We start from the raw sequence: 22,444 nt of genomic DNA, 5'->3' as shown, positions 1-22,444 counted from the left end.
GCCACTGGCACTCGCGGTCGGTGAGTGCCAGAGATCCCCCGGTCAGTGTACGGCGGGTACGTACGGCGTTAGCAAGGGCGGCCCGTCAAGGTACCGCGCGGGGAGCGACCGCTCGACTAGCGTCGCCGCATGGACGTGAGTTGGGAAGACGCGGGTTGGGAACGGCTGACCGAGCGGTCCGGCCGGCTGCGACTGCCGGTGTGGGACTGCACCGCGGGGCTGGTGGTGGGCGATGACGCGGTCCTGCTCGTCGACCCCGGATCCTCCCTCGCGGAGGGGGCGGGGCTGCGGGCCGCGGCCGAGCGGATGACGGGCCGCCGGGTGACGCATATCGCATTCACGCACGGCCATTTCGATCACGTTCTGGGTGCGGCGGCCTTCCCGCAGGCCCAGGTGTACGGCGCGGTGGGCCTCGACGCGCTGTTGGACACCGGCCGTGACGAGCTGCGCGAGGACGCCGTGCGGCACGGGCTGGCGCGGGCGGAGGCGGCCTCGGCGACCGAGTCGCTGGTCGTCCCGGGGCACCTGGTGTCGGGCGAGTGGACCCTGGAGCTGGGCGGCGTGCAGGTGCTGCTGGCCAATGTGGGGCCCGGGCACACCGGACACGACCTCGCGGTGTTCGTGCCGGGCGGCCGGGAGGTGGTCTTCTGCGGGGACCTGGTCGAGGAGTCCGGGGAGCCGCAGGCGGGCCCGGACGCGGTGCCCGCGCGGTGGCCCGCCGCCGTGGACCGGCTGCTGTCGCTGGGCGGTGACGACGCGCTGTACGTGCCCGGTCACGGTGCGGTGGTCGACGCGGCCTTCGTGCGTGCGCAACGCGACACACTGGCCCTGCGGTACGGCGTGTCGCGTGCGTGAGGCGGTGGAGCCTCCTAGCGTCGGCCGGATGCGTGAGTACTCGCCCGACCTGACCCCCGCGTGGAAGCGCCCCCGCCCCGTCCCCGAGGTCCCCGCGGACCTCGACGTGGTGGTCGAGGAGGCCGGTACGGGCTTCTGCGGGGCCGTCGTCGGCTGCGAGGCGGGCACGGTGACCCTGGAGGACCGCTTCGGCAAGCGGCGGGTGTTCCCGATGGAAGCGCGCGGCTTCCTGCTGGACGGGGCCGTGGTGACCCTGGTGCGGCCCTCCAGGGCCCCGGCGGCCCCCGCGCGCACGGCCTCGGGCTCGATCGCGGTCCCGGGCGCGCGGGCGCGGGTGGCGCGGGCGGGCCGGATCTACGTGGAGGGCCGCCACGACGCCGAACTGGTCGAGCGGGTCTGGGGCGACGACCTGCGCATCGAGGGCGTGGTGGTGGAGTACCTGGAGGGCATCGACGACCTCGCGGCGATCGTGGCGGACTTCGCCCCGGGGCCGGACGCGCGCCTGGGCGTGCTGGTCGACCACCTGGTCGCCGGCTCGAAGGAGTCCCGCATCGCCGCCGCGGTGACCTCGCCGGACGTCCTGGTCGCGGGCCACCCGTACATCGACGTCTGGCAGGCGGTGAAGCCGTCCGCCCTCGGCATCCCGGCCTGGCCGGTGGTCCCCCGGGGCCAGGACTGGAAGACGGGCGTCTGCCGCGCCCTGGGCTGGCCGGAGAACACGGGCGCCGCCTGGCAGCACATCCTGTCCCGCGTCCACTCCTACCAGGACCTGGAGCCGGAACTCCTGGGCCGCGTAGAAGAACTCATCGACTTCGTCACGGCCCCCTGACGCCGCCGGCCCGACCCGACCCCGACCGCCGCGCGGGCCGTGACCGAGCCCGAAACCGCCCTCGATCGCCGCGCGGGCCGCCGCTGCCTCCGGCGGGCCCTCAAACGCCGGGCAGGCTGAAATGGCTCAGGCGCGCCAAATCCAGCCCCGCCGGCGTTTGAGGCGCCCCCGGAGGGTCCACCGGGCGGCAGCAGCCCGCCGGCCCCCGCCTACGCGCTCCGGTGCGGCTCCGTCGACCCTCCGGGGGCGCCTCAAACGCCGGCGAGGCTGGGATGGCGGCACCCGCAGCCGGCAGAGCCGGGATGCCGGCATCCGGAGCCGGCGGAGCTGACATGGCCTCGGGGCCGGCGGGAGCTGAGGGGGGGACCCCCGCGCGGGGTCAGTCGACCAGGTCGCGGACCACCGCGTCGGCCAGCAGCCGTCCCCGCAGGGTCAGGACCGCACGCCCCGCCCCGTACGGCCCGGCCTCCAACAGCCCGTCGGACAGCGCCCGCCCGGCCGCCGCGAGCCCGGCCGGAGCCAGCAGGGACAACGGGCACCCCTCCCGCAGCCGCAGCTCCAGCAGGATCCGCTCGACCCGCCGGTCCTCCGCGGCCAGCAGCTCGCGCCCGGCCCCGGGCGACCGCCCCGCCGCCAGCGCGCCCGCGTAGGCACCGGGGTGCTTCACGTTCCACCACCGCACCCCGCCGACGTGCGAGTGCGCGCCCGGTCCCGCGCCCCACCAGTCCGCCCCGCGCCAGTACAGCTCGTTGTGCAGGCAGCGCCCGGCCTCGGTCGTGGCCCAGTTGGAGACCTCGTACCAGTGGTAGCCGGCCTCCGCCATGACGGAGTCCGCGATCAGGTAGCGGTCGGCGTGCACGTCGTCGTCGGTCATCGGGACCTCGCCCCGGCGGATCCGCCGTGCCAGCTGCGTGCCCTCCTCGACGATCAGCGCGTAGGCGCTGATGTGGTCCGGCCCGGCGCCCAGCGCGGCGTCCAGCGTGGCCCGCCAGTCGTCGTCCGATTCCCCGGGGGTGCCGTAGATCAGGTCGAGGTTGACGTGCTCGAAGCCGGCCGCCCGCGCCTCCGCGACGCACGCCTCGGGGCGGCCGGGGGTGTGCGTGCGGTCCAGGACCTTCAGGACGTGCTGCTTGGCGCTCTGCATGCCGAAGGAGACGCGGTTGAAGCCGCCGGCCCGCAGCTCGGCGAGGTACGCCGGGTCGACCGATTCCGGGTTCGCCTCGGTGGTGATCTCGGCGTCCTCGGCCAGGCCGAACTCGTCCCGGATCGCCGCGAGCATCCGGACCAGGTCCGCGGCGGGCAGCAGCGTGGGCGTACCGCCGCCGACGAAGACCGTGCGGACGGACCGCGGGTCGTCGCCGAGCACCTTGCGGGCGAGGCGGACCTCGTCGATGAGGGTGTCGGCGTAGTTCTCGCGGGAGGCCAGGACGCCGCCGGTGCCGCGCAGCTCGGTGGCGGTGTAGGTGTTGAAGTCGCAGTAGCCGCAGCGGGTGGCGCAGTACGGGACGTGCAGGTAGAACCCGAGCGGCCGGTCCGCCGCACCCGCCAGGGCGTGCGACGGCAGCGAGCCGTCTTCGGGCATGGGTTCCCCGTCGGGGAGGGCGGAAGGCATGCCCCCATTGTCCCGCACGCCGACCCCTGACGGGCGCGGCGTGCGGGCGCCCCGGCCCCGGGGCCGGCGGCGGTGGGTTCCCGGTCGGTGTCAGGCCTCGTTCGAGCCCGCGTACATCTCGTCGATGAGCGCCTTGAACTCGCGCTCGACGACCGGCCGCTTCAGCTTGAGGCTGGGCGTGAGGTCGCCGTGCTCGACGTCGAGGTCGCGCGGGAGCAGCCGGAAGGTCTTGACCGTCTGCCAGCGCTGGAGGCCCTCGTTCAGGGTCTGTACGTACGTCTCGACCAGGCGCTTGGTCTCGGCCGCGGCCACGACCTCGCCGTACGTCTTGCCCTCCAGCCCGTTCTCGGCGGCCCAGCCGAGGATGGCGGGGCCGTCGAGGGCGATGAGCGCGGAGCAGAAGTTCCGGTCGGCGCCGTGGACGACGATGTTGGAGACGTAGGGGCAGATCGCCTTGAAGCGGCCTTCGACCTCGGCGGGGGCGACGTACTTCCCGCCCGAGGTCTTGATCAGGTCCTTCTTGCGGTCGGTGATGCGCAGGTAGCCGTCGGGGGACAGCTCGCCGATGTCTCCGGTGTGCAGCCAGCCGTCCGCTTCGAGCACCTCGGCGGTCTTGTCGGGCTGGTTGTGGTAGCCCTCCATGATCCCGGGGCCGCGGAGCAGGATCTCGCCGTCGTCGGCGATGCGGACCTCGGTGCCGGGGAGCGGCTTGCCGACGGTGCCGGTGCGGTAGGCCTCGCCGGGGTTGACGAAGCTGGCCGCGCTGGACTCCGTCAGGCCGTAGCCCTCCAGGATGTTGATGCCGGCGCCGGCGAAGAAGTAGCCGATGTCGGGGGCGAGGGCGGCGGAGCCGGAGATGGCGGCGCGGAGCTGGCCGCCGAAGGCGTCGCGGAGCTTGGAGTAGACGAGCGCGTCGGCCACGCGGTGCTTGGCGGTGAGGGCGAGAGGGGCCTTGGCCTGACCGGTGCGGCGGAAGTTGTCCTGGGTGACCTTGGCGTACTCGCGGGCGACGGCGACGGCCCACTTGAAGATCTTGTACTTGGCGCCGCCGGCGGCCCGCGCCTTGGCCGCGACCCCGTTGTAGACCTTCTCGAAGATGCGCGGGACGGCCGCCATGTAGGTCGGCTGGACGATCGGCAGGTTCTCGATGATCTTGTCGATCCGGCCGTCGACGGCGGTGACGTGTCCGACCTCGATCTGGCCGGAGGTGAGCACCTTGCCGAAGACGTGCGCCAGCGGCAGCCACAGGTACTGGACGTCGTCCGCGGAGATCATGCCGGTGGCCACGGTGGCCTTGGCCATGTACGACCAGTTGTCGTGCGGCAGCCGCACGCCCTTGGGGCGGCCCGTGGTGCCGGAGGTGTAGATGAGCGTGGCGAGTTGGTCGGCGGTGATCGCCTCGATCCGCTCCCGGACGGCTTCGGGGTGCTTGGCGAGGTGCTCTGCGCCGCGCGCTTCGAGGTCGGCGAGGGAGAGCACCCAGTCCTGCGGGTCCCCCTCGACCGCGAGCGCGTCGGCCGCCTCCAGCACGATGACGTGGGCCAGGCCGGGGAGGTCGGCGCGGTGCGCGCGGGCCTTCGCGAGCTGGGCGGCGTCCTCGGCGATCAGTACGCGGCTGTCGGAGTCGGCGAGGATGAACGCCGACTCCTCGCCGTTGGTGCTCGGGTAGATGGTGGTGGTCGCGGCTCCCGCGCACATCACGCCGAGGTCGGCGAGGATCCACTCGACGCGGGTGCTGGAGGCGAGGGCGACGCGCTCCTCGGACCGTACGCCGAGGGTGACCAGGCCGGCGGCGATGGCGAAGACCCGTTCGGCCGCCTGCCCCCAGCTGAGCGACTTCCACTCGTCCGGTCCCCGGCCCGGGGCCGCGATGACCGGATAGCGGTAGGCCTCGCCGTTCGGAGTCGCGGCGACGCGCTCAAGGAAGAGGGCCGCCACGGTGGGCGGGCGGTTCTCGATCATGGTCTGTGTGTCGCTCACGACATCCTCCGTACCGGTCCACGCGGCAGGGCGTGAAGACGTGGGGACTGGCGGGTTTCTTGTGACTGGCGAGTAACCAACGAGCAGTGATCAGAGTAGATGGCCGCCCCACCGGTGCGTAAGGGTCGGCGGGCGGCCGGTTCATAACGAAACGGGCCCCCGCGCGCGTGCGCGGGGACCCGTTCCGTCGACAGGGGCGAGGCTGTTGCCGCCCCTCGCGCCGCTGCTGCGTACTACTTCTTCTTGCCGCCGGAGTCGTCGCTGGACAGCACCGCGATGAAGGCCTCCTGGGGGACCTCCACGGAGCCGACCATCTTCATCCGCTTCTTGCCTTCCTTCTGCTTCTCCAGCAGCTTCCGCTTACGGGAGATGTCACCGCCGTAGCACTTGGCGAGGACGTCCTTGCGGATGGCGCGGATGGTCTCGCGGGCGATGACGCGCGAGCCGACGGCAGCCTGGATCGGGATCTCGAAGGCCTGCCGCGGGATGAGCTCGCGCAGCTTGGCGACGAGGCGCACGCCGTAGGCGTAGGCGGCGTCCTTGTGGCAGACGGCGGAGAAGGCGTCGACCTTGTCGCCGTGCAGCAGGATGTCGACCTTGACCAGGCTGCCGGACTGCTCGCCGGTGGGCTCGTAGTCGAGGGAGGCGTAGCCGCGCGTCTTGGACTTCAGCTGGTCGAAGAAGTCGAAGACGATCTCGGCGAGGGGGAGCGTGTAGCGGATCTCGACGCGGTCCTCGGAGAGGTAGTCCATCCCGAGGAGGGTGCCGCGGCGCTGCTGGCAGAGCTCCATGATGGCGCCGATGAACTCGGAGGGCGCGAGCAGGGTGGCCCGCACGACCGGCTCGAACACGTCCGAGATCTTGCCCTCGGGGAACTCGCTCGGGTTGGTGACGTCGACTTCCTTGCCGTCTTCCATGACGACCCGGTAGACCACGTTCGGCGCGGTGGCGATCAGGTCGAGGCCGAACTCGCGCTCCAGGCGCTCGCGCACCACGTCCAGGTGGAGCAGGCCGAGGAAGCCGACGCGGAAGCCGAAGCCGAGCGCGGCCGAGGTCTCCGGCTCGTAGACGAGCGCGGCGTCGTTGAGCTGGAGCTTGTCCAGGGCCTCGCGCAGGTCCGGGTACTCGGAGCCGTCGAGCGGGTACAGGCCCGAGAAGACCATCGGACGCGGGTCCTTGTAGCCGCCGAGGGCCTCGGTCGCGCCGTTGTGCAGGCTGGTGATGGTGTCACCGACCTTGGACTGACGGACGTCCTTCACGCCGGTGATGATGTAGCCCACCTCGCCGACGCCGATGCCGTCGGACGGGGTCATCTCCGGGGACGAGACACCGATCTCCAGCAGCTCGTGCGTGGCGCCCGTGGACATCATCCGGATGCGCTCGCGCTTGTTGAGCTGGCCGTCGACCACACGGACGTACGTCACGACGCCGCGGTACGAGTCGTAGACCGAGTCGAAGATCATCGCGCGGGCGGGGGCTTCCTTGACGCCCACCGGAGCCGGAACGGTCGCGACGATCTTGTCGAGCAGGACGTCCACGCCGACACCGGTCTTCGCGGAGACGCGCAGCACGTCCTCGGGCTGGCAGCCGACCAGGTTCGCGAGCTCCTCGGCGAACTTCTCCGGCTGGGCGGCCGGCAGGTCGATCTTGTTCAGCACCGGGACGATCGCGAGGTCCTTCTCCATCGCCAGGTACAGGTTGGCGAGGGTCTGCGCCTCGATGCCCTGGGCGGCGTCCACGAGGAGGACCGTGCCCTCGCACGCGGCGAGGGAGCGGGAGACCTCGTAGGTGAAGTCGACGTGACCGGGGGTGTCGATCATGTTCAGGATGTGCGTGCTGCCCTGGTCGGGGCCGCCGGTGGGGGCCCAGGGCAGACGGACCGCCTGCGACTTGATCGTGATGCCGCGCTCACGCTCGATGTCCATGCGGTCGAGGTACTGGGCGCGCATCTGCCGAGAGTCGACGACGCCGGTGAGCTGGAGCATCCGGTCGGCGAGGGTCGACTTGCCATGGTCGATGTGCGCGATGATGCAGAAGTTGCGGATCAGCGCCGGGTCGGTACGGCTCGGCTCGGGCACGTGGCTAGGGATCGCGGGCACGCAGTGTCCTGATTCTCGGGTCGCAGTCGGAAGCGTTGTCAGCGCGGAAGTCTGATCTCGTCGCCCTCATCGGCGCGATGTCGGATCTATACGCAGACTCCCATGGTCCCACGGCCGACGCAGTGCAGCCGGTTTGGGCCGGTCGGAGCACGGCTGGTAGCCTGGGCAGCTGTGTGTCGTATGCCCTCTCAGCAGACGGCACGCAATCCGAAGATCAAACTCTGAACCTGAAAAGGCTCTTTCGTGGCGAACATCAAGTCCCAGATCAAGCGGAACAAGACCAACGAGAAGGCGCGCCTGCGTAACAAGGCCGTCAAGTCGTCGCTCAAGACCGCGATCCGCAAGGCCCGCGAGGCCGCCGCCGCCGGTGACGTCGAGAAGGCCACCGTGGCTTCTCGCGACGCTTCGCGTGCGCTCGACAAGGCTGTCTCGAAGGGCGTCATCCACAAGAACGCCGCCGCCAACAAGAAGTCGGCGCTGGCCACCAAGGTTGCCGCCCTGCAGGGCTGAGCTTTCTGATGTGAACGCCGGAAAGGACCCAGCGGGCCCTCTCTCCCGCTCCTGACCGGCACCCCGCGCCGCACACGGCCTGCGTTCGCCACGCGGGTGCGGCGCACAAAAGCAGTAGTCGAAGGCCCCGGCGGCCCCCCTTCCCCAGGGGAGCCACCGGGGCCTTCGCACGTCCCGGCCCGGGGGGGGCGGGCCGGGAGCCGAGCCCTTCGCCACATTGCGCGCAACCCGCCCGGTTCGCACCGCGCGCCGAGCCCCGCGAGATGATCCCGTTCTCCGAGATCAGCCACATGTTCACCGAGTTCAAGCACACCGCGTGGCGGCTGGAGACCCGCCGGGGCTACGCCACCGACCGCCGCAGCCCGAAGTGGAACCGATGGAAGGCGGGCGCCGACATCGCCGCGGAGCCGCTCGACCCTTGGCGGGAGAACGTGGCGGCGGCCGCTGCCGAGGGGCGCCGGTTCGAACGGGTCCGGCTCGTCGACGAGCCGCTGACCGAGGGACAGTCGTACCTCCTGGCGTCCGGTCTGGGAAACGTGGCCGCCGGTGAGGACATTCGCAACCTTCCCCGTTCCGAAGCCGAGCGGCTCGGGCTGCCCGATTGGGACTTCTGGCTGTTCGACTCCCGCGTCCTGGCCCGGTTCGTGTTCGGCGAGGACGACAGCACGCTGGGTGTGGTCCTCAGCGAGGACCCGGTCGACATCGCCGTCGCCTGCCAGGCCCGGGACGCTGCCTGGCACCACGCGATCCCCACGACCGAATTCGCGCAGCGGGTACGTTCTACTGCGTGACGACCGACTTCCAGCGTGGCCGCGAGGCCCTCGGCGCCCGGCTCCAGGAGCTGCGCGTCGAGGCCGGCCTCGACGGCAAGGGCCTCGCAGAGCGCCTCGGCTGGCACCGCAGCAAAGTGAGTCGGGTACAGAGCGGGAAGCAGACCCCCACGCTCGCGGACCTGGAGGCCTGGGCCGCGGCCACAGGCCGACCGAGCGTCGCGGGTGAGCTGAAGGGGCGTCTGACGGGAGTCGAGCTGCACTATCGGTCGTGGCGGCGCCAGCTGGCCTCTGGTCACCGCGCTCGGCAAGAGCGGGCCATCGCCGAGACGGTGTCGACGAGGGTGATCCGCGGCGTGGAAATGGTGCGGATCCCAGGGTTGTTCCAGACACCCGACTACGCCAGACACACCTTCGCCGCCAACGCGGAGTTCCACCGGACACCGCGCGACGTCGAAGACGCCGTTCGTGCACGCATCCGGCGGCAGGAGGCGCTCTACGCCCCGGGCAAGAACTTCAAGTTCCTGCTGTGGGAGGGCGCCCTGTACGCGCGCACGACCCCGCCCGCCGTGCACGCCGCGCAGATGGACCGGCTCATCAGCCTCGTGGGCCTGGACACGGTGGAACTCGGTGTCGTCCCCTTCACCGCGGACCTACGCCGGATGCCGTCGCACGGCTTCTGGATCTACGACCGGCGCGTGGTCGTCGTGGAGACCATCAGCACGGAGATGTGGCTCGACGATGAGGAGTCGATCCAGCTCTACGAACGGGCCTGGTCCTGGTTCGCCGAATCGGCCGCCTACGGGCCTTCGGCCCAGCGTCTCCTCAGCCGTGTACGGGGCGCCCTCGACATGGCGTGAACAATCCGGCTGTACCTACGGAATCGCCCGAGCAACCCCGCGCAACCGGCCGGACGCGACCCCCTGCCCGTTCCTAACGTGCGGTCATGGCAATGGAAGAGCAGGCCGGCGCGGTGGAGTTCCCCGTGCTCACCGGCGGCCGGTGCGACTGGCACGACGGGCCCTCGGACACCTCATTGGTGGTCCAGTGGGGGGAATCGAACTCCGGACCCCCGAAACCCCTGTACGCGTGCGCGCCGTGCCGCGAACGGCGAGGACCCGCCCCCCAGGTGCCGACCCCCTGCAAGGAGGCGCCCCTCCCTCCCGTGGGCCACCTCGCCACCGAGCAGCTCCAGGGTCGGGCGTGCGCGGCCTGCGGGGCGCCACTGAGCACCGATCGCGCGTATCGCGGGGCGGTCGTCGTTCAGCAGGACGGGTACGGCCTCGACTTCGACCTGTGGTGCTGCCCTCCGGCACGCCCGCAGGCCCGGGCCGCCGAGGAGGTTTCATGATCGTTGTTGACTTCGAGGTCACTCGCACCGATGTGGTGACCTGCGAGGCCTGCTGGCGCGCGCCGGTCGGGGCCGCTCGCATCGGGCGGTGCGTTCGTGATCTGCTCTGCGTGCCCTGCGCGGAGGCGGGCTGTCCCGTTCGGGTCGAGCTGTTCCCGCCACTGGGCGTGTACGGGCTCACCGCGGCGAAGGTGACCATGGGCAAACACGCGGGCGGGCCGCCACAGCTGCCGCCCGACCCCGGCCCGGCGCTCCCGTCGCCGCCGCCGACCCCCACCCCTGGTCGGCCTCCCGTGTAGACCTGCCCGAGCCTGGGGCCTTCGGGGTCAGTGGTTGGGCTGGTGGGGGCGGGCGGCGCGGGCCACTGCGACGACCGCCTTCTCCAGCGCGTACGCCGCGTCGTCACCGCCGCCCTTGACGCCCGCGTCGGCCTGCGCGACGGCCCGCAGGGCCTCCGAGACTCCGTCCGCCGACCAGCCGCGCATCTGCTGCCGGACCCGGTCGATCTTCCAGGGCGGCATGCCGAGGTCGCGCGCGAGGTCGCCGGGGCGGGCCCCGCGGGGGGCCGAGGCCAGCTTGCCGATCGCCCGGACCGCCTGGGCCAGTGCGCTGGTGATCAGGACCGGCGCCACCCCGGTGGACAAGGACCAGCGCAGGGCCTCCAGGGCCTCGGCCGCGCGGCCCTCGACCGCGCGGTCCGCGACGGTGAAGCTGGAGGCTTCCGCCCGGCCCGTGTAGTAGCGGCCGACCACGGCCTCGTCGATGACTCCGTCGACGTCCGCGCACAGTTGGGCCGCCGCGCTCGCCAGCTCCCGCAGATCGCTGCCGATGGCGTCGACCAGGGTCTGGCACGCCTCCGGGGTCGCCGACCGGCCCAGGGTCCGGAACTCGCCCCGTACGAACGAGAGCCGGTCCGCCGCCTTCGTCATCTTCGGGCAGGCGACCTCCCGGGCACCCGCCTTGCGGGCCGCGTCCAGCAGGCCCTTGCCCTTGACGCCTCCCGCGTGGAGGAGGACGAGGACGATCTCCTCGTAGGGCGCACCGAGGTACGCCTTGACCTCCTTGACCGTGTCCGCGGACAGGTCCTGCGCATTGCGCACGATCAGGACCTTGCTCTCGGAGAAGAGCGAAGGGCTCGTCAGCTCGGCCAGCGTGCCGGGCTGGAGCTGCTCGGACGCGAGGTCGCGCACGTCGGTGTCGGCGTCGGCGGCCCGGGCGGCCGCCACCACCTCCCGCACCACGCGGTCGAGGAGCAGGTCCTCCTGGCCCACCGCGAGGGTGAGCGGGGCGAGCGGATCGTCGGTTGAGTTCTTCCTGGTGGCCATCGGCTCCAGCATCCCACGCCGCACTGACAGCGCCCCGCCCCGCATGCCGGAGAATGTTCCGGTGAACCTGCGACATGTACTGGTCCTGCCCGACCGCGACGCCGCCGACGAGGTGGCCCGGGAGCTGGTCGACCGCTTCGGCCTGCCCGAGGAGCCTCAGCTGGTCCGTGAGGCACTGGCCGGCGAGGACGACGCCGAGGACGCCCAGTGGCTCGTGGTCGTCGAGGACCCGAAGGAACTCCTCGACACCACGGCCCTGGACGACCTGGCCGCCGACCACGACGGCTGGCTCGAAGCCCCGTAACCCCGCGCCGCACGCCCCGGAGCCCCAGGCACGGCGGCCGTCCGGACCTGTGGCTAGGCCTTGTGGACGATCTGGACGTCGAGTTTGACCTCGACGCTCATGCCGATCGCCGCGATGCCGTGTGCCAGCATCGACTGCCAGTTCAGGGTGAAGTCCTCGCGGTGCAGCTCGACCGTGGCCCGGCACGCGGCCCGGGTCTCCCCCTCCAGGCCGGTGCCCACCCCCAGGTACTGGGCGTCCAGGGTGACGGAGCGGCTGACGCCGTGCAGGGTGAGGGCTCCGGCCACGGCCCAGCGGGTGCCGCTGCGGTGGATGAAGCGCTCGCTGTAGAACTCCACCGTCGGGTGGCGCTGCGCGTCCAGGAAGTCCGCCGAGCGCAGGTGGTCGTCGCGCAGCCGGACCCCGGTGTCGATGCTCGCCGTGTCCATGATCACGTGCATGGAGGAGTCCTCCATGCGGTCGGCTATCCGCACCGCACCGGCGAAGGTGTTGAACCGGCCGTGGATACGGGCCAGGCCGATGTGGCGGGCCGTGAAGCCGATGGAGGAGTGCGCGGGGTCCAACTCCCAGTGCCCGGGCTGCGGCAGCAACGGCGGCTCGATGGAGTCGAGCACGATCTCCGCGGGGCCCTGCTGCGGAGCGCCTTCCTCGACGATCGTCGCCCCGTGGTACGGCGCGTACCCCTCGGCCGTGACGGCCAGCCGGTACTCCCCCTCCGGGACCGCTGCGATGAACCCGCCGTAGGGGTCGGTCTCCCCGCTGACGATCCGTCGGCCGATCGGATCGGTGACCTCGAACCGGGCCTGCCGGACCGGCTGGTGAACGGTGTCGAGGACCCGGCAGCTGAGCAGACCCGCCATCGGCGGCAGCGTCAGCGTCGCGGATCCGGGTGGGCCGGAACCCGCGCCCGTCTCCATACCCCGTCGGCGACTGAACATGGTCGATGCACCCCCGTGCGCTGTGTGGACTTGAGTGGTCTTGAATCGTTCTGGCGAAAACGCATTCGATCATGCTGCTGGGTTGGGGGCAAACAGAACGGTCACACCCGGTATGCCCGCGCCGCCCGCGCCGTCGACCGGCCGGAAATGCCCGTAGCCCCGGGCCCGCTCCGGTGATCGCCACCGAACCGTCGGTATCGGTGCGCAGTACGACCGCACCCGCCGCCCGCAGGCGCGCGAGCGTGTCCGCCGCCGGGTGACCGTAGCGGTTCCCGGCTCCGACCGGAACGATCGCGATGCGTGCGGCGATCCTCGCCTGTAGCGCGGGGTCCTGGTGCGCGGAGCCGTGGTGGGCGACCTTGAGCACGTCCACGGGCCCCAGCAGCGGACGCTCCCTCAGCAATTGCCGTTGGGCGGCCGGTTCGAGGTCTCCGAGCAGGAGCAGCCGCAGCCCGGCGCTTTCGACCAGGAGGGTCACGCTGGCGTCGTTGGGGCCGTCGGGCGGTGGCCCCGCCCCCGGCCCGGCGGGCGGCCACAGCACCTCCCAGGACAACGGGCCGATCCGGCGCCGCTCCCCCGCCCGGGCCGCCTCCACCGCGATGCCCGCGGCCGCCGCGGTCCGCCGGACGAACTCGACCTGGCCCGGCGGTTCGGCCAGCGTGGTGGCCTGGATCACTCCGACCGCCCGTCCGCGCAGCACTCCGGCCAGCCCGCCCACGTGGTCCGCGTGGAAATGTGTCAGGAGCAACAGCGGCACCCGCCGCACCCCCAGGGCCCGCAGACACGCGTCCACCGGGCCGGGCTCCGGGCCGGTGTCCACGACCACGGCCGTCCCCGGTCCCGCGGACAGCACGCCCGCGTCCCCCTGGCCCACCGCGCACTGCACGTAGCGCCACCCGGGCGGTGGCCAGCCGGTCAGGGTTCGGGTCAGCTGTGGGGGCCGCAGCAGGGCGAGGAGCAGGAGCAGGGCCGTCGCCGCACAGGCCCAGCGATAGCGGCCCAGCCGTGCCGCCAGCCCCACGACGCCCAGGGTGACCACCGCCAGCAGCACGCCCCCGCCGATCCCGCCGGGCCAGGACAGCTCCGCCCCCGGCAGCCCCGCCCCCGTCCTGGCCACGGAGGCGATCCACCCGGCGGGCACCCCGGCGCACCAGGCGATCACCCGCGCACCGTCCATCCACACCGGTGCGGCGCCGAGCGCGGCGAAGCCCAGGACCGTGGCGGGGCCGGCCGCGAGCTCGGCGAGCAGGTTGCACGGCACCGCCACCAGGCTCACCCGGGCCGCGAGCACGGCCACCACCGGCGAACACACCGCCTGCGCGGCCGCGGCGGCGCCCAGCGCCTCGGCGAGCCGGAACGGCACCCCCCGGCGCCGTAGGGCTTCGCTCCAACGGGGCGCCAGGGTCAGCAGGGCCCCGGTGGCCAGGACCGAGAGCAGGAAGCCGTAGCTCCGCGCGAGCCACGGGTCGTAGAGCACGAGCAGCACGACGGCCGCGGCCAGGGCGGGGATCAGGGACCGGCGCCGCCCGGTGGCGAGGGCCAGCAGGGTGACCGCCCCGCAGGCGGCGGCCCGCAGCACGCTCGGCTCCGGCCGGCAGACCACCACGAAGGCCAGGGTCAGGGCCGCCCCGCCGAGGGCCGCCCCCCGCAGCGAGAGCCCGAGCCGGGGCGCCAGACCGCGCCGCTCGGCGGACTGCGCGCTGCCCGCCGGGCCGATCAGCAGGAACAGGACCACGGTGAGGTTGGACCCGGACACCGCGAGCAGGTGCAGCAGGTCGGTGGCGCGGAAGGCATCGTGCAGATCGGCCGGCACCCGGGCGGTGTCCCCGACCACCAGCCCCGGCAGCAGGGCCCGGGCGTCGGGCGCGAGGCCGTCGGTGGCCGCGCGCAGACCGGCCCGCAACCGCCCCGCGACGCGCTGCGCGAGGTCCGGGCCGGCGATGACCGCGGGCGGGGCGTTCCCGGCCGGCCGCAGCAGGGCCACCGCCCGCTCCCCGGCGCGGGCCGGAGCCAGCCGGGCCGTGGTCCGCACCCGGGTCGAGGGCAGCAGCCGGGCCCACTCGGGGTGCCCCGCCATCACCAGCACGGGAGTGGTCACCCGCGCCCGCCTCCCGTCCGGTCCCGTCACCCGGGTCACCTCGGCGTCCATGAGCAGCACCGGCGGCCCGGCGCCGGTCCGGGCCCGCCGAGGGTCCGATCCGATCGTCAGCTCCGCGGTGACCACGGCCTGCTGCCGGGCGAGCCCGGCCACCGGACCGGAGCGGGCCCCGGCCCGCTCCAGACCGGCCACCGCGGCTCCGGCCGCGGCGCAGAGCAGGACGGCCGCCACCGTGGTCCCGAGCGCCCACCGGCGCTCGTGACGGCGCCGCGCCACCCGCACGAGCACGCCCGCGCCCGCCGCCGCGAGCCCCGCCCCGACGGCCGTCCGCACGGGCGGCGCGTCGAGGGCGAGCGCGGCCGCCGCCCAGGCGGCGAGGGCGGGCACCGCGAGCCGCAGGTCCACCGGGCCCGGGGGTCCGGTCGGCCGGTTCACGGCCGGACCAGGACGCGCAGGTCGGCGAAGCGCCGGTCGCCGATGCCGTTGACCTGGCGCAGTTCCTCCACGGAGCGGAAACCCCCGCGCGCGGTGCGGTAGTCGACGATGTGCCGGGCGAGCACGGGGCCGACGCCGGGCAGTCCGTCCAGCTGTTCGACCGTGGCGGTGGCGAGGCTCACCGGGCCGGGACCCTGACCGGGACCGCCCGGCGCGGGACCACCCGGACCGGGACCGCCCTGCGCGGGCTGCGCCGGGACGCCGACGAGCACCTGTTCGCCGTCCAGCAGGATCCGGGCCCGGTTCAATCCTGAGGTGTCCGTGCCCGGCTGCACGCCCCCGGCGGCGGCCAGTGCGTCCTCGACCCGCGACCCGGCGGGCAGCCGCCGGATCCCCGGCTCCCGGACCTTGCCGCTGACATCGACGACGATCCGGGCACCGGCGGCGGGCGCCGCGGCGGACGCGGACGGCGGAACCACGAACGGCACCGCCGGAGCCCGGGCCGGGCTTGTGGAGGCGGCGGCGAACGGGACGGCGACGGCCCCGGCCGGGGCAAGCGGTGGAGCCGAGACGGCGGGTGCCGTCACCGACTGCGGCCGCGCCGACCAGTAATGCTGCCCGGCGAACCCCACCGCGACGACCAGCACCACCGCGACGGCCCCCAGCGTCTTCGGTTCCCACCCGCAGCGCGTCTGCACCCACACCGGGATCCGCTCCCGCACCGCGAGCGCCCACCCGCTCCCGACGGGAGCGGGAACGGCCCCGGACACGGCCGGGGCGCCCGGCGGGCCGTCCCTCGGGACACCCGGCGGGACGTCCGGCGGGGCCCCGCGGGCGGCGCCGGCGTCCAGCAGGGCCTGCGCACGGCGCCGCAGGGCGGGGGACGGCGGGACGGGTGTGCGGCGGCCGACACGGCGGCGGGTGCGGCCGTCGGAGGCGTAGGAGCGGCCCGGACCACTGGTGGCTCCGGAGGACGGTGACGTACGCGTGCGAAGAGTCATGCCGACGACGGTAGGGACGAATCCACCGCCGCGTTCGGAGGCCCCGATTCCGGTGGACAGAGCCTCCGTTGTGGATAACTCCGCCACTCCTGCGAGGGACGTCAGCGCGGCGAGACGACCGCCGCCAGCAGCCCCGGCCCGGTGTGCGCCCCGATCACCGCGCCGACCTCGCTGACGTGCAGTTCCACCAGGCCCGGAATGCGCTCGCGGAGACGTTCCGCCAGTTTCTGGGCGCGCTCCGGGGCCGCGAGATGGTGCACGGCCACGTCCACGGCACCCGATCCGGCGCGTTCCACCGCCAGTTCTTCCAGGCGGGCGATGGCCTTGGACGCCGTGCGCACCTTCTCCAGCATCTCGATGCGCCCGCCCTCCAGCGTGAGCAGCGGTTTGACGGCGAGCGCCGAACCCAGCAGGGCCTGGGCCGCGCCGATGCGGCCGCCGCGACGCAGGTAGTCGAGGGTGTCGACGTAGAAGTACGCGGACATGCCCGCCGCCCGCTTCTCGGCCGCGGCCACCATCTCGTCGAGGGAGCCGGAGGCGTCGGCGACCTCGGCGGCGGCAAGGGCGCAGAAGCCGAGGGCCATGGCGACCATGCCGGTGTCGACCACGCGGACGGGCACGGGGGCGGTCCGCGCCGCCACCACGGCGGCGTCGTAGGTCCCGGAGAACTCGGCGGAGAGGTGCAGGCTGACGATGCCGCTCGCACCGGCGTCGGCCGCCGCCTGGTAGGCCCTGACGAACTCCTCCGGGCTGGGCCGGGAGGTGGTGACCGGGCGGCGCTTCTGGAGGGCCGCGGCGAGGCTGCGGGCGGAGATTTCCGTGCCCTCTTCGAGGGCCTCGTCACCGAGGACCACGGTCAGTGGCACGGCGGTGATTCCGTGCCGCGCCATCGCCTGTTGGGGCAGGTAGGCCGTGGAATCGGTGATGATCGCGACATGGCGGGACATGAGCCGGAGGGTACCGGCAGCGGGCGGAGTCCGGCAGCCCGGTCCGGCGGGTGACCTGGCCGGTCGGGGTTGCGGGGCCGGTGCCGGGGCCGTGGCCGGGGCCGTGCGGTGGGCGCCCAGCGGGACCTGCCCGCCCCGCGCCGCACCGAAACACCGGCCGCGGCCGAGCGGCCGGGCCCCGGGCCCGTACCCGACGTGTGGAGTCGAGTTGCTGCCCGCGGCGGCTTGAAGCCTCCGGCGGGCCCTCAATCGCCGGGCGGGCTGACTTCGGCCCAGGCGCCGCCCGCCGTGGTACGAACACTGCGGCGCGCCCTCAATCGCCGGGCAGGCCGGCTCGGGCAAGTACCCCCGCCGTACCGGAAGGCCGCCAGCACGCCCCCGAGCACCGGCCAGGCCGACCCTGACCGAGAGGCACCGCCCGCCGTGACACGGATGCCCCCGGCGGGCCCTCGAACGCCGGGCAGGCTCACCTCGGCCCAGGCACCGCCCGGCCGTCGCGCGAGCATCTCCGGCGCGCCCTCGAACGCCGGGCAGGCTGGCTCTGGCCGGGGCGCCGCCCGCCATGACACGAACGCCTACGGCGCGCCCTCGAACACCGGGCAGGCTACTTCTGGCCGGGGCGCCGTCCACAGCGGCAGGGGCACTTCCAGCCGGCCCCGAGCGCCGGGCGGGCCGGCTTGACCCGCACTCAGGTGGTCGTTTCGGGTCGGACGGGGCGGGCGGTCTTCTCCCACGGGTAGCCGGTCCGCTCCGGAGGCTTCGGCAGGGCGGCCGCCGGGGCCTGCCCCCGCTCCGGGCCGGGAGGCGCGGGCGCGGCGGTCGGCTCGGCCGGCCATCCCGCCAGGTCGTCCACCGACTCGCGGGACCAGTCCCGCAGCGCCCCCGACTCGACCTCGATCTGCGCCGACAGCACGCTCAGGTCGTCCTCGGCGAACTTGCGGGCCCGGTCGCGCGCGGCCCAGCGCAGCGAGTCCGAGGCCTGGACGACGCGGTCGGCGCGCTCCCGCAGCTCCGGCAGGCGGTCGGCGATCCGCTTCTTGTCCGGCTCCTGCTCCAGGTGCTTCAGCTCGTCGTCCAGCTCGTGTCCGTGGGCGCTCAGCCGCTCGAAGAGGCCGATCGATTCCCTCAGCGAGGCGTCCGTCTGCACGCCCTGGTACAGCGCCTGCTGCGTGGACCTCATCGACATCCGCAGGTCCAGCCGTATCTGGGCGAGCGCCCCGACCACGCCGACCTGGCCGAAGCTCCGCGCCTTCAAGCTGGTGTCCTCGACGGTCCGGCGCGCCTGCGTGATCGTGCGGTCGACGCCGCGCTTCGCCGCCCCGACGACCTTCACGGTGACCCACACGCCCAGTCCCAAGAAGGTGAACAGCACCATCAGGGCCATGATGATCAACGCGGCCTCCATGAGGCTCCCTTTCCCTGGACCGAATGGCTTTCCTCGCCCTCCCACCGTAAACGCCGCGGGCAGGCCAGGGGTTCCAATCGAACCCCCAACCTGCCCGTACGGGATGACCCCTAGACCGCGTGCGCCCAGAGCGATCAGATGACGATGTTCACCAGCTTCGGCGCGCGCACGATGACCTTGCGGATCTCGGCCCCGCCCAGCGCCTCGACCACGCCCGGGTCGGTCACCGCCAGCTGCTCCAGGTCCGCGTCCGAGATCGTCGGCGGCACCTCCAGACGGGCCTTGACCTTGCCCTTGACCTGGACCACGCAGGTCACGCTCTCGTCGACGACGTACGCCGGGTCCGCGACGGGGAAGTCCTGGTGGACCACCGAGTCTGCGTGGCCCAGCCGGTTCCACAGCTCCTCCGCGATGTGCGGGGCCAGCGGCGCGACCAGCAGCACCAGCCGCTCGGCCACCGAGCGCTCCAGCGGCCGGCCGGCCTTGGTCAGGGCGTTGTTCAGCTCGGTGATCTTCGCGATCGCCGTGTTGAACCGCAGCGCGGCCAGGTCGGCGCCCGCGCCGTCGATCGCCTTGTGCAGCACGCGCAGCGTGTCCTCGGCCGGCTCGGCGTCGACCACGGTCACCGCGCCCGAGTCCTCGTCCACGATGTTGCGCCACAGGCGCTGCAGCAGCCGGTACTGGCCGACGACGGCGCGCGTGTCCCACGGGCGCGAGACGTCCAGCGGGCCCATCGCCATCTCGTACAGGCGCAGCGTGTCCGCGCCGTACTCCTCGCAGATCTCGTCCGGGGTGACGGCGTTCTTCAGGGACTTGCCCATCTTGCCCAGCTCGCGCTTGACCGGCTCGCCCTCGAAGAAGAACTTGCCGTCGCGCTCCTCGACGTCGGTGGCCGAGACCGGGAAACCGCGCGCGTCACGGTAGACGAACGCCTGGATCATGCCCTGGTTGTACAGCTTGTGGAAGGGCTCGACCGAGGACACGTGGCCCAGGTCGAACAGCACCTTCGACCAGAAGCGCGCGTACAGCAGGTGCAGCACCGCGTGCTCGGCGCCGCCCACGTACAGGTCGACGCCGCCGTGCGGCTGACCCTCGCGCGGACCCATCCAGTACTGCTCGACGGTCGGGTCGACCAGCGCCTCGGAGTTGTTCGGGTCCAGGTAGCGCAGCTCGTACCAGCAGGAACCGGCCCAGTTCGGCATGGTGTTGGTCTCGCGGCGGTAGCGCCGGACGCCCTCGCCCCGGCCCAGGTCCAGCTCGACATGGACCCAGTCCGCCTTGCGCGACAGCGGGGTCTCCGGCTTGCTGGTGGCGTCGTCCGCCTCGAAGGTGCGCGGGGAGTAGTCCTCGACCTCGGGCAGTTCCAGCGGCAGCATCGACTCGGGCAGCGCGTGCGCGACGCCGTCCTCGTCGTAGACGATCGGGAAGGGCTCGCCCCAGTAGCGCTGGCGGCTGAACAGCCAGTCGCGCAGCCGGAAGTTGATCGTGCCCTCGCCGATGCCGCGCTCGGCCAGCCAGTCGGTGATCTTCGCCTTGGCGTCGACGACGCCCAGGCCGTCCAGGGACAGGCCCTCGCCCGTCGAGTTCACCAGGGCGGCGTCGTAGGAGGCGAACGCGTCGTCCCACTCGGCCGGGTCGGTGCCACGGCCGTCCGAAGGCTGCACCACGCAGCGCATCGGCAGCTCGAAGGCGCGCGCGAAGGCGAAGTCACGGGTGTCGTGCGCCGGGACTGCCATGATCGCGCCGGTGCCGTAGCCCATCAGGACGTAGTCGGCGATGAAGACCGGGACCTGCTCGCCGCTGACCGGGTTGACCGCGTACGCACCGGTGAAGACGCCGGTCTTCACCTTGGCGTCGGCCTGGCGCTCGACGTCCGACTTGGACGCGGCCTGCTTGCGGTAGGCGGCGACGGCGTCGGCCGGAGTGGCGTGCCCGCCGGTCCAGACCTCGTGCGTGCCCTCGGGCCAGGCGGCCGGGGTGATCTTCTCGACCAGCTCGTGCTCGGGCGCCAGCACCATGTACGTGGCGCCGAACAGGGTGTCCGGACGGGTGGTGAAGACGGTGATCGCGGCGTCGCCGACGGCGAAGTCGACCCGCGCGCCTTCGCTGCGCCCGATCCAGTTGCGCTGCTGCAGCTTGATGGCCTCGGGCCAGTCCAGCGCGTCCAGGTCGTCCAGCAGGCGGTCCGCGTAGGCGGTGATCCGCATGTTCCACTGGCTCAGCCGGGCCTTGAAGACGGGGAAGTTGCCGCGCTCGGAGCGGCCGTCGGCGGTGACCTCCTCGTTGGCCAGCACGGTGCCCAGGCCCGGGCACCAGTTCACGGGCGCGTCCGAGGCGTACGCCAGCCGGTACTCGTTCAGTACGTCGGCGCGCTCGCCGGCGGTCAGCGCGGCCCAGGGGCGGCCTCCCGGGACCTCACGGGAGCCGTCCTCGAAGGCGGCGATCAGCTCGGCGACCGGGCGGGCCTTGTTCGCCTCGGTGTCGTACCAGGAGTTGTAGATCTGCAGGAAGATCCACTGGGTCCACTTGTAGTAGTCCGGGTCGATCGTCGCGAAGGACCGGCGCTTGTCGTGGCCCAGGCCCAGCCGGCGCAGCTGGACCTTCATGTTCTCGATGTTCGCCTCGGTGGACACGCGCGGGTGCGTGCCGGTCTGCACGGCGTACTGCTCGGCCGGCAGGCCGAAGGCGTCGAAGCCCAGGGTGTGCAGGACGTTGTGGCCGGTCATCCGCTGGTGGCGGGCGAAGACGTCGGTCGCGATGTACCCCAGCGGGTGGCCGACGTGCAGGCCCGCGCCGGAGGGGTACGGGAACATGTCCATGATGAACTTCTTGGGGCGTGCGACCACGGCCGCGTCCCCGGCCAGGTCACCCGTCGGGTTGGGGGCCTCGTAGGTCCCCTCCGCGTCCCATACGTCCTGCCAGCGTGCCTCGATGTCGGCGGCCATGGCAGCCGTGTAGCGGTGCGTCTCGACCGCCTCGGGGGCCGTGGTGTTCGTCTCGCTCATGATTCCTGAAGCTCCATCGATCGTCTCTGCCGTCTCTGCCTGACCAAACGAAAAAACCCCTCGCACAGGAGGGGGCGCCGCGCCGATGCCGACCGTCTCGCGGTCGGCGCTGTTCAGCGCGGCTCGGTAAGCAGGAGGCGTACGGCACGCATGGCGCCAGGGTACCGCAGGGGCCCCGACGCCCGCTCGGCCGTACCGCGGCGCGGACACGACGAAGAGCGGGCCACCCGATCCGGGTGGCCCGCTCTTCTTCACTGTGGAGCTATGGAGAATTGAACTCCAGACCTCCTGCATGCCATGCAGGCGCTCTACCAACTGAGCTATAGCCCCTTGCGTACTGCCCGCCGCCTCGGTGTTCCTCGCGGTTTCCCTTGGCGACGTCCCAAACATTACACGGTGATGGCCCTGGTCCAAAAATCGGTTTCCACCAGGCCTCGGAGCCGCCCGGTCCGCCCGGCCGGGGCCGGGTCCGGGGCACCTCCCGGGGCCGTTTCCGGGGCCGTTTCCGGGGACCGCGATCGGGCCCCGGGTCACGCCCTGGCGAACTGGTAGAACCGCTTGAGCGTGCAGTGCTCGTCGAGCAGTCGGCCGTAGATCGGCTCTCCCTCGAGTTCCCGGTACGTCTCGATCGGGTCGCCTTTTATGATCAGCGCCCGCGCGCATTCCTCGCACCAGTACTGGTAGTCGGGATTGACCGGGTCCATGTCCCGCACGATCGGCGTGCCGTTGTTGCACCAGTCGCACCGGCGCCGGTGTGCACCCATCCGTCAGCGACTCCCTCCCGCCAGGGGCCGCCATCTCCCCTCCGGCCGTCCGATTCTGTCATGCCGGTGACGGGCGGGGCAGCCTGGACAAAAGCAAGGATCCCGCCCCCTGTTGGGGACGGGATCCTGATTGTGGAGCTATGGAGAATTGAACTCCAGACCTCCTGCATGCCATGCAGGCGCTCTACCAACTGAGCTATAGCCCCGCTCTCCGCC

The 22,444-nt window shown here is 72.7% G+C and carries 18 protein-coding genes, 2 tRNA genes and 1 pseudogene; 8 read left to right on the top strand and 13 right to left on the bottom strand.

Annotation, left to right across the window (positions count from 1 at the left end):
* Window positions 1-129: 129 nt before the first annotated feature.
* Together ACIQWR_RS06290 and ACIQWR_RS06285 are read left to right on the top strand one after the other, a co-directional pair.
* Window positions 130-855 (top strand): MBL fold metallo-hydrolase, encoded by a 726-nt coding sequence (locus ACIQWR_RS06290; protein WP_404005471.1) that lies wholly within the window; start codon window positions 130-132, stop codon window positions 853-855.
* Window positions 856-883: 28 nt separating this feature from the next.
* Window positions 884-1,684, top strand: a complete 801-nt coding sequence (locus tag ACIQWR_RS06285) for a DUF3097 domain-containing protein (RefSeq protein WP_404005470.1) — start codon at window positions 884-886, stop codon at window positions 1,682-1,684.
* A gap of 379 nt (window positions 1,685-2,063) precedes the next feature.
* Here ACIQWR_RS06285 and hemW read toward each other — a convergent pair whose 3' ends face one another.
* The 3 genes from hemW to lepA form a co-directional block, all read right to left on the bottom strand.
* Window positions 2,064-3,296 carry a radical SAM family heme chaperone HemW gene (hemW, locus tag ACIQWR_RS06280; protein WP_404005469.1) on the bottom strand — a complete coding sequence of 411 codons (1,233 nt, stop codon included), beginning with the start codon at window positions 3,294-3,296 and terminating at the stop codon, window positions 2,064-2,066.
* A gap of 90 nt (window positions 3,297-3,386) precedes the next feature.
* Window positions 3,387-5,276: an AMP-dependent synthetase/ligase gene (locus ACIQWR_RS06275; RefSeq protein WP_404005468.1), complete on the bottom strand. Its 1,890-nt coding sequence runs from the start codon at window positions 5,274-5,276 to the stop codon at window positions 3,387-3,389.
* Window positions 5,277-5,509: 233 nt separating this feature from the next.
* The gene (gene lepA / locus ACIQWR_RS06270; RefSeq protein ID WP_404005467.1) at window positions 5,510-7,375 is read right to left on the bottom strand and encodes a translation elongation factor 4; all 1,866 of its coding nucleotides are present in this window, start codon (window positions 7,373-7,375) and stop codon (window positions 5,510-5,512) included.
* Window positions 7,376-7,618: 243 nt separating this feature from the next.
* Between lepA and rpsT the strand changes: the two genes are divergently transcribed.
* The 5 genes from rpsT (at window position 7,619) to ACIQWR_RS06245 (ending at window position 10,305) form a co-directional block, all read left to right on the top strand.
* The gene (gene rpsT, locus ACIQWR_RS06265; RefSeq protein ID WP_399267134.1) at window positions 7,619-7,885 is read left to right on the top strand and encodes a 30S ribosomal protein S20; all 267 of its coding nucleotides are present in this window, start codon (window positions 7,619-7,621) and stop codon (window positions 7,883-7,885) included.
* 263 nt (window positions 7,886-8,148) lie between these two features.
* The gene (locus ACIQWR_RS06260; RefSeq protein ID WP_404005466.1) at window positions 8,149-8,676 is read left to right on the top strand and encodes a DUF6879 family protein; all 528 of its coding nucleotides are present in this window, start codon (window positions 8,149-8,151) and stop codon (window positions 8,674-8,676) included.
* Window positions 8,673-9,515, top strand: a complete 843-nt coding sequence (locus ACIQWR_RS06255) for a helix-turn-helix domain-containing protein (protein ID WP_404005465.1) — start codon at window positions 8,673-8,675, stop codon at window positions 9,513-9,515. Before ACIQWR_RS06260 ends, ACIQWR_RS06255 begins: the two co-directional genes overlap by 4 nt.
* 86 nt (window positions 9,516-9,601) lie before the next feature.
* The gene (locus tag ACIQWR_RS06250; RefSeq protein WP_404005464.1) at window positions 9,602-10,006 is read left to right on the top strand and encodes a hypothetical protein; all 405 of its coding nucleotides are present in this window, start codon (window positions 9,602-9,604) and stop codon (window positions 10,004-10,006) included.
* Window positions 10,003-10,305: a hypothetical protein gene (locus tag ACIQWR_RS06245; RefSeq protein ID WP_404005463.1), complete on the top strand. Its 303-nt coding sequence runs from the start codon at window positions 10,003-10,005 to the stop codon at window positions 10,303-10,305. Before ACIQWR_RS06250 ends, ACIQWR_RS06245 begins: the two co-directional genes overlap by 4 nt.
* 27 nt (window positions 10,306-10,332) lie before the next feature.
* Here ACIQWR_RS06245 and holA read toward each other — a convergent pair whose 3' ends face one another.
* Window positions 10,333-11,331, bottom strand: a complete 999-nt coding sequence (gene holA, locus ACIQWR_RS06240; RefSeq protein ID WP_404005461.1) for a DNA polymerase III subunit delta — start codon at window positions 11,329-11,331, stop codon at window positions 10,333-10,335.
* Between the two features lie 43 nt (window positions 11,332-11,374).
* Here holA and ACIQWR_RS06235 point away from each other — a divergent pair, with 43 nt between their 5' ends.
* Window positions 11,375-11,635, top strand: coding sequence for a hypothetical protein (locus ACIQWR_RS06235; RefSeq protein ID WP_354380212.1), 261 nt, complete (start codon window positions 11,375-11,377; stop codon window positions 11,633-11,635).
* 53 nt (window positions 11,636-11,688) lie between these two features.
* On the opposite strand, the gene ACIQWR_RS06230 is transcribed toward ACIQWR_RS06235, so the two are convergent.
* The 9 genes and pseudogenes from ACIQWR_RS06230 to ACIQWR_RS06190 form a co-directional block, all read right to left on the bottom strand.
* On the bottom strand, window positions 11,689-12,573 hold the full coding sequence (locus ACIQWR_RS06230) for a YceI family protein (RefSeq protein ID WP_404005459.1): 885 nt from the start codon (window positions 12,571-12,573) through the stop codon (window positions 11,689-11,691).
* Window positions 12,574-12,721: 148 nt separating this feature from the next.
* Window positions 12,722-15,106, bottom strand: a pseudogene (locus ACIQWR_RS06225) (ComEC/Rec2 family competence protein); the annotation flags it as partial.
* Complete coding sequence (locus ACIQWR_RS06220; RefSeq protein WP_404005457.1) at window positions 15,103-16,107, bottom strand: helix-hairpin-helix domain-containing protein; 1,005 nt, start codon at window positions 16,105-16,107, stop codon at window positions 15,103-15,105. The pseudogene ACIQWR_RS06225 and the gene ACIQWR_RS06220, both read right to left, overlap by 4 nt.
* Before the next feature lie 101 nt (window positions 16,108-16,208).
* The gene (locus ACIQWR_RS06215; protein ID WP_404005455.1) at window positions 16,209-17,054 is read right to left on the bottom strand and encodes a DegV family protein; all 846 of its coding nucleotides are present in this window, start codon (window positions 17,052-17,054) and stop codon (window positions 16,209-16,211) included.
* A gap of 688 nt (window positions 17,055-17,742) precedes the next feature.
* Window positions 17,743-18,459 carry a hypothetical protein gene (locus tag ACIQWR_RS06210; RefSeq protein WP_404005453.1) on the bottom strand — a complete coding sequence of 239 codons (717 nt, stop codon included), beginning with the start codon at window positions 18,457-18,459 and terminating at the stop codon, window positions 17,743-17,745.
* A gap of 134 nt (window positions 18,460-18,593) precedes the next feature.
* Window positions 18,594-21,464, bottom strand: coding sequence for a leucine--tRNA ligase (gene leuS / locus ACIQWR_RS06205; RefSeq protein WP_404005451.1), 2,871 nt, complete (start codon window positions 21,462-21,464; stop codon window positions 18,594-18,596).
* A 257-nt stretch (window positions 21,465-21,721) separates the two neighbouring features.
* Window positions 21,722-21,794 (bottom strand) — tRNA-Ala (locus tag ACIQWR_RS06200).
* A 200-nt stretch (window positions 21,795-21,994) separates the two neighbouring features.
* A complete protein-coding gene (locus ACIQWR_RS06195; RefSeq protein WP_008738908.1) occupies window positions 21,995-22,228 on the bottom strand; it encodes a hypothetical protein in 234 nt (77 codons plus the stop codon).
* Between the two features lie 133 nt (window positions 22,229-22,361).
* Window positions 22,362-22,434: transfer RNA gene (locus ACIQWR_RS06190), tRNA-Ala, on the bottom strand.
* Window positions 22,435-22,444 lie beyond the last annotated feature (10 nt).

Origin of the sequence: Streptomyces sp. NPDC098789 (genome assembly GCF_044759975.1) — a bacterium.
GTDB lineage: Bacteria > Actinomycetota > Actinomycetes > Streptomycetales > Streptomycetaceae > Streptomyces.
This window is presented reverse-complemented; position numbering and strand designations above follow the sequence as displayed.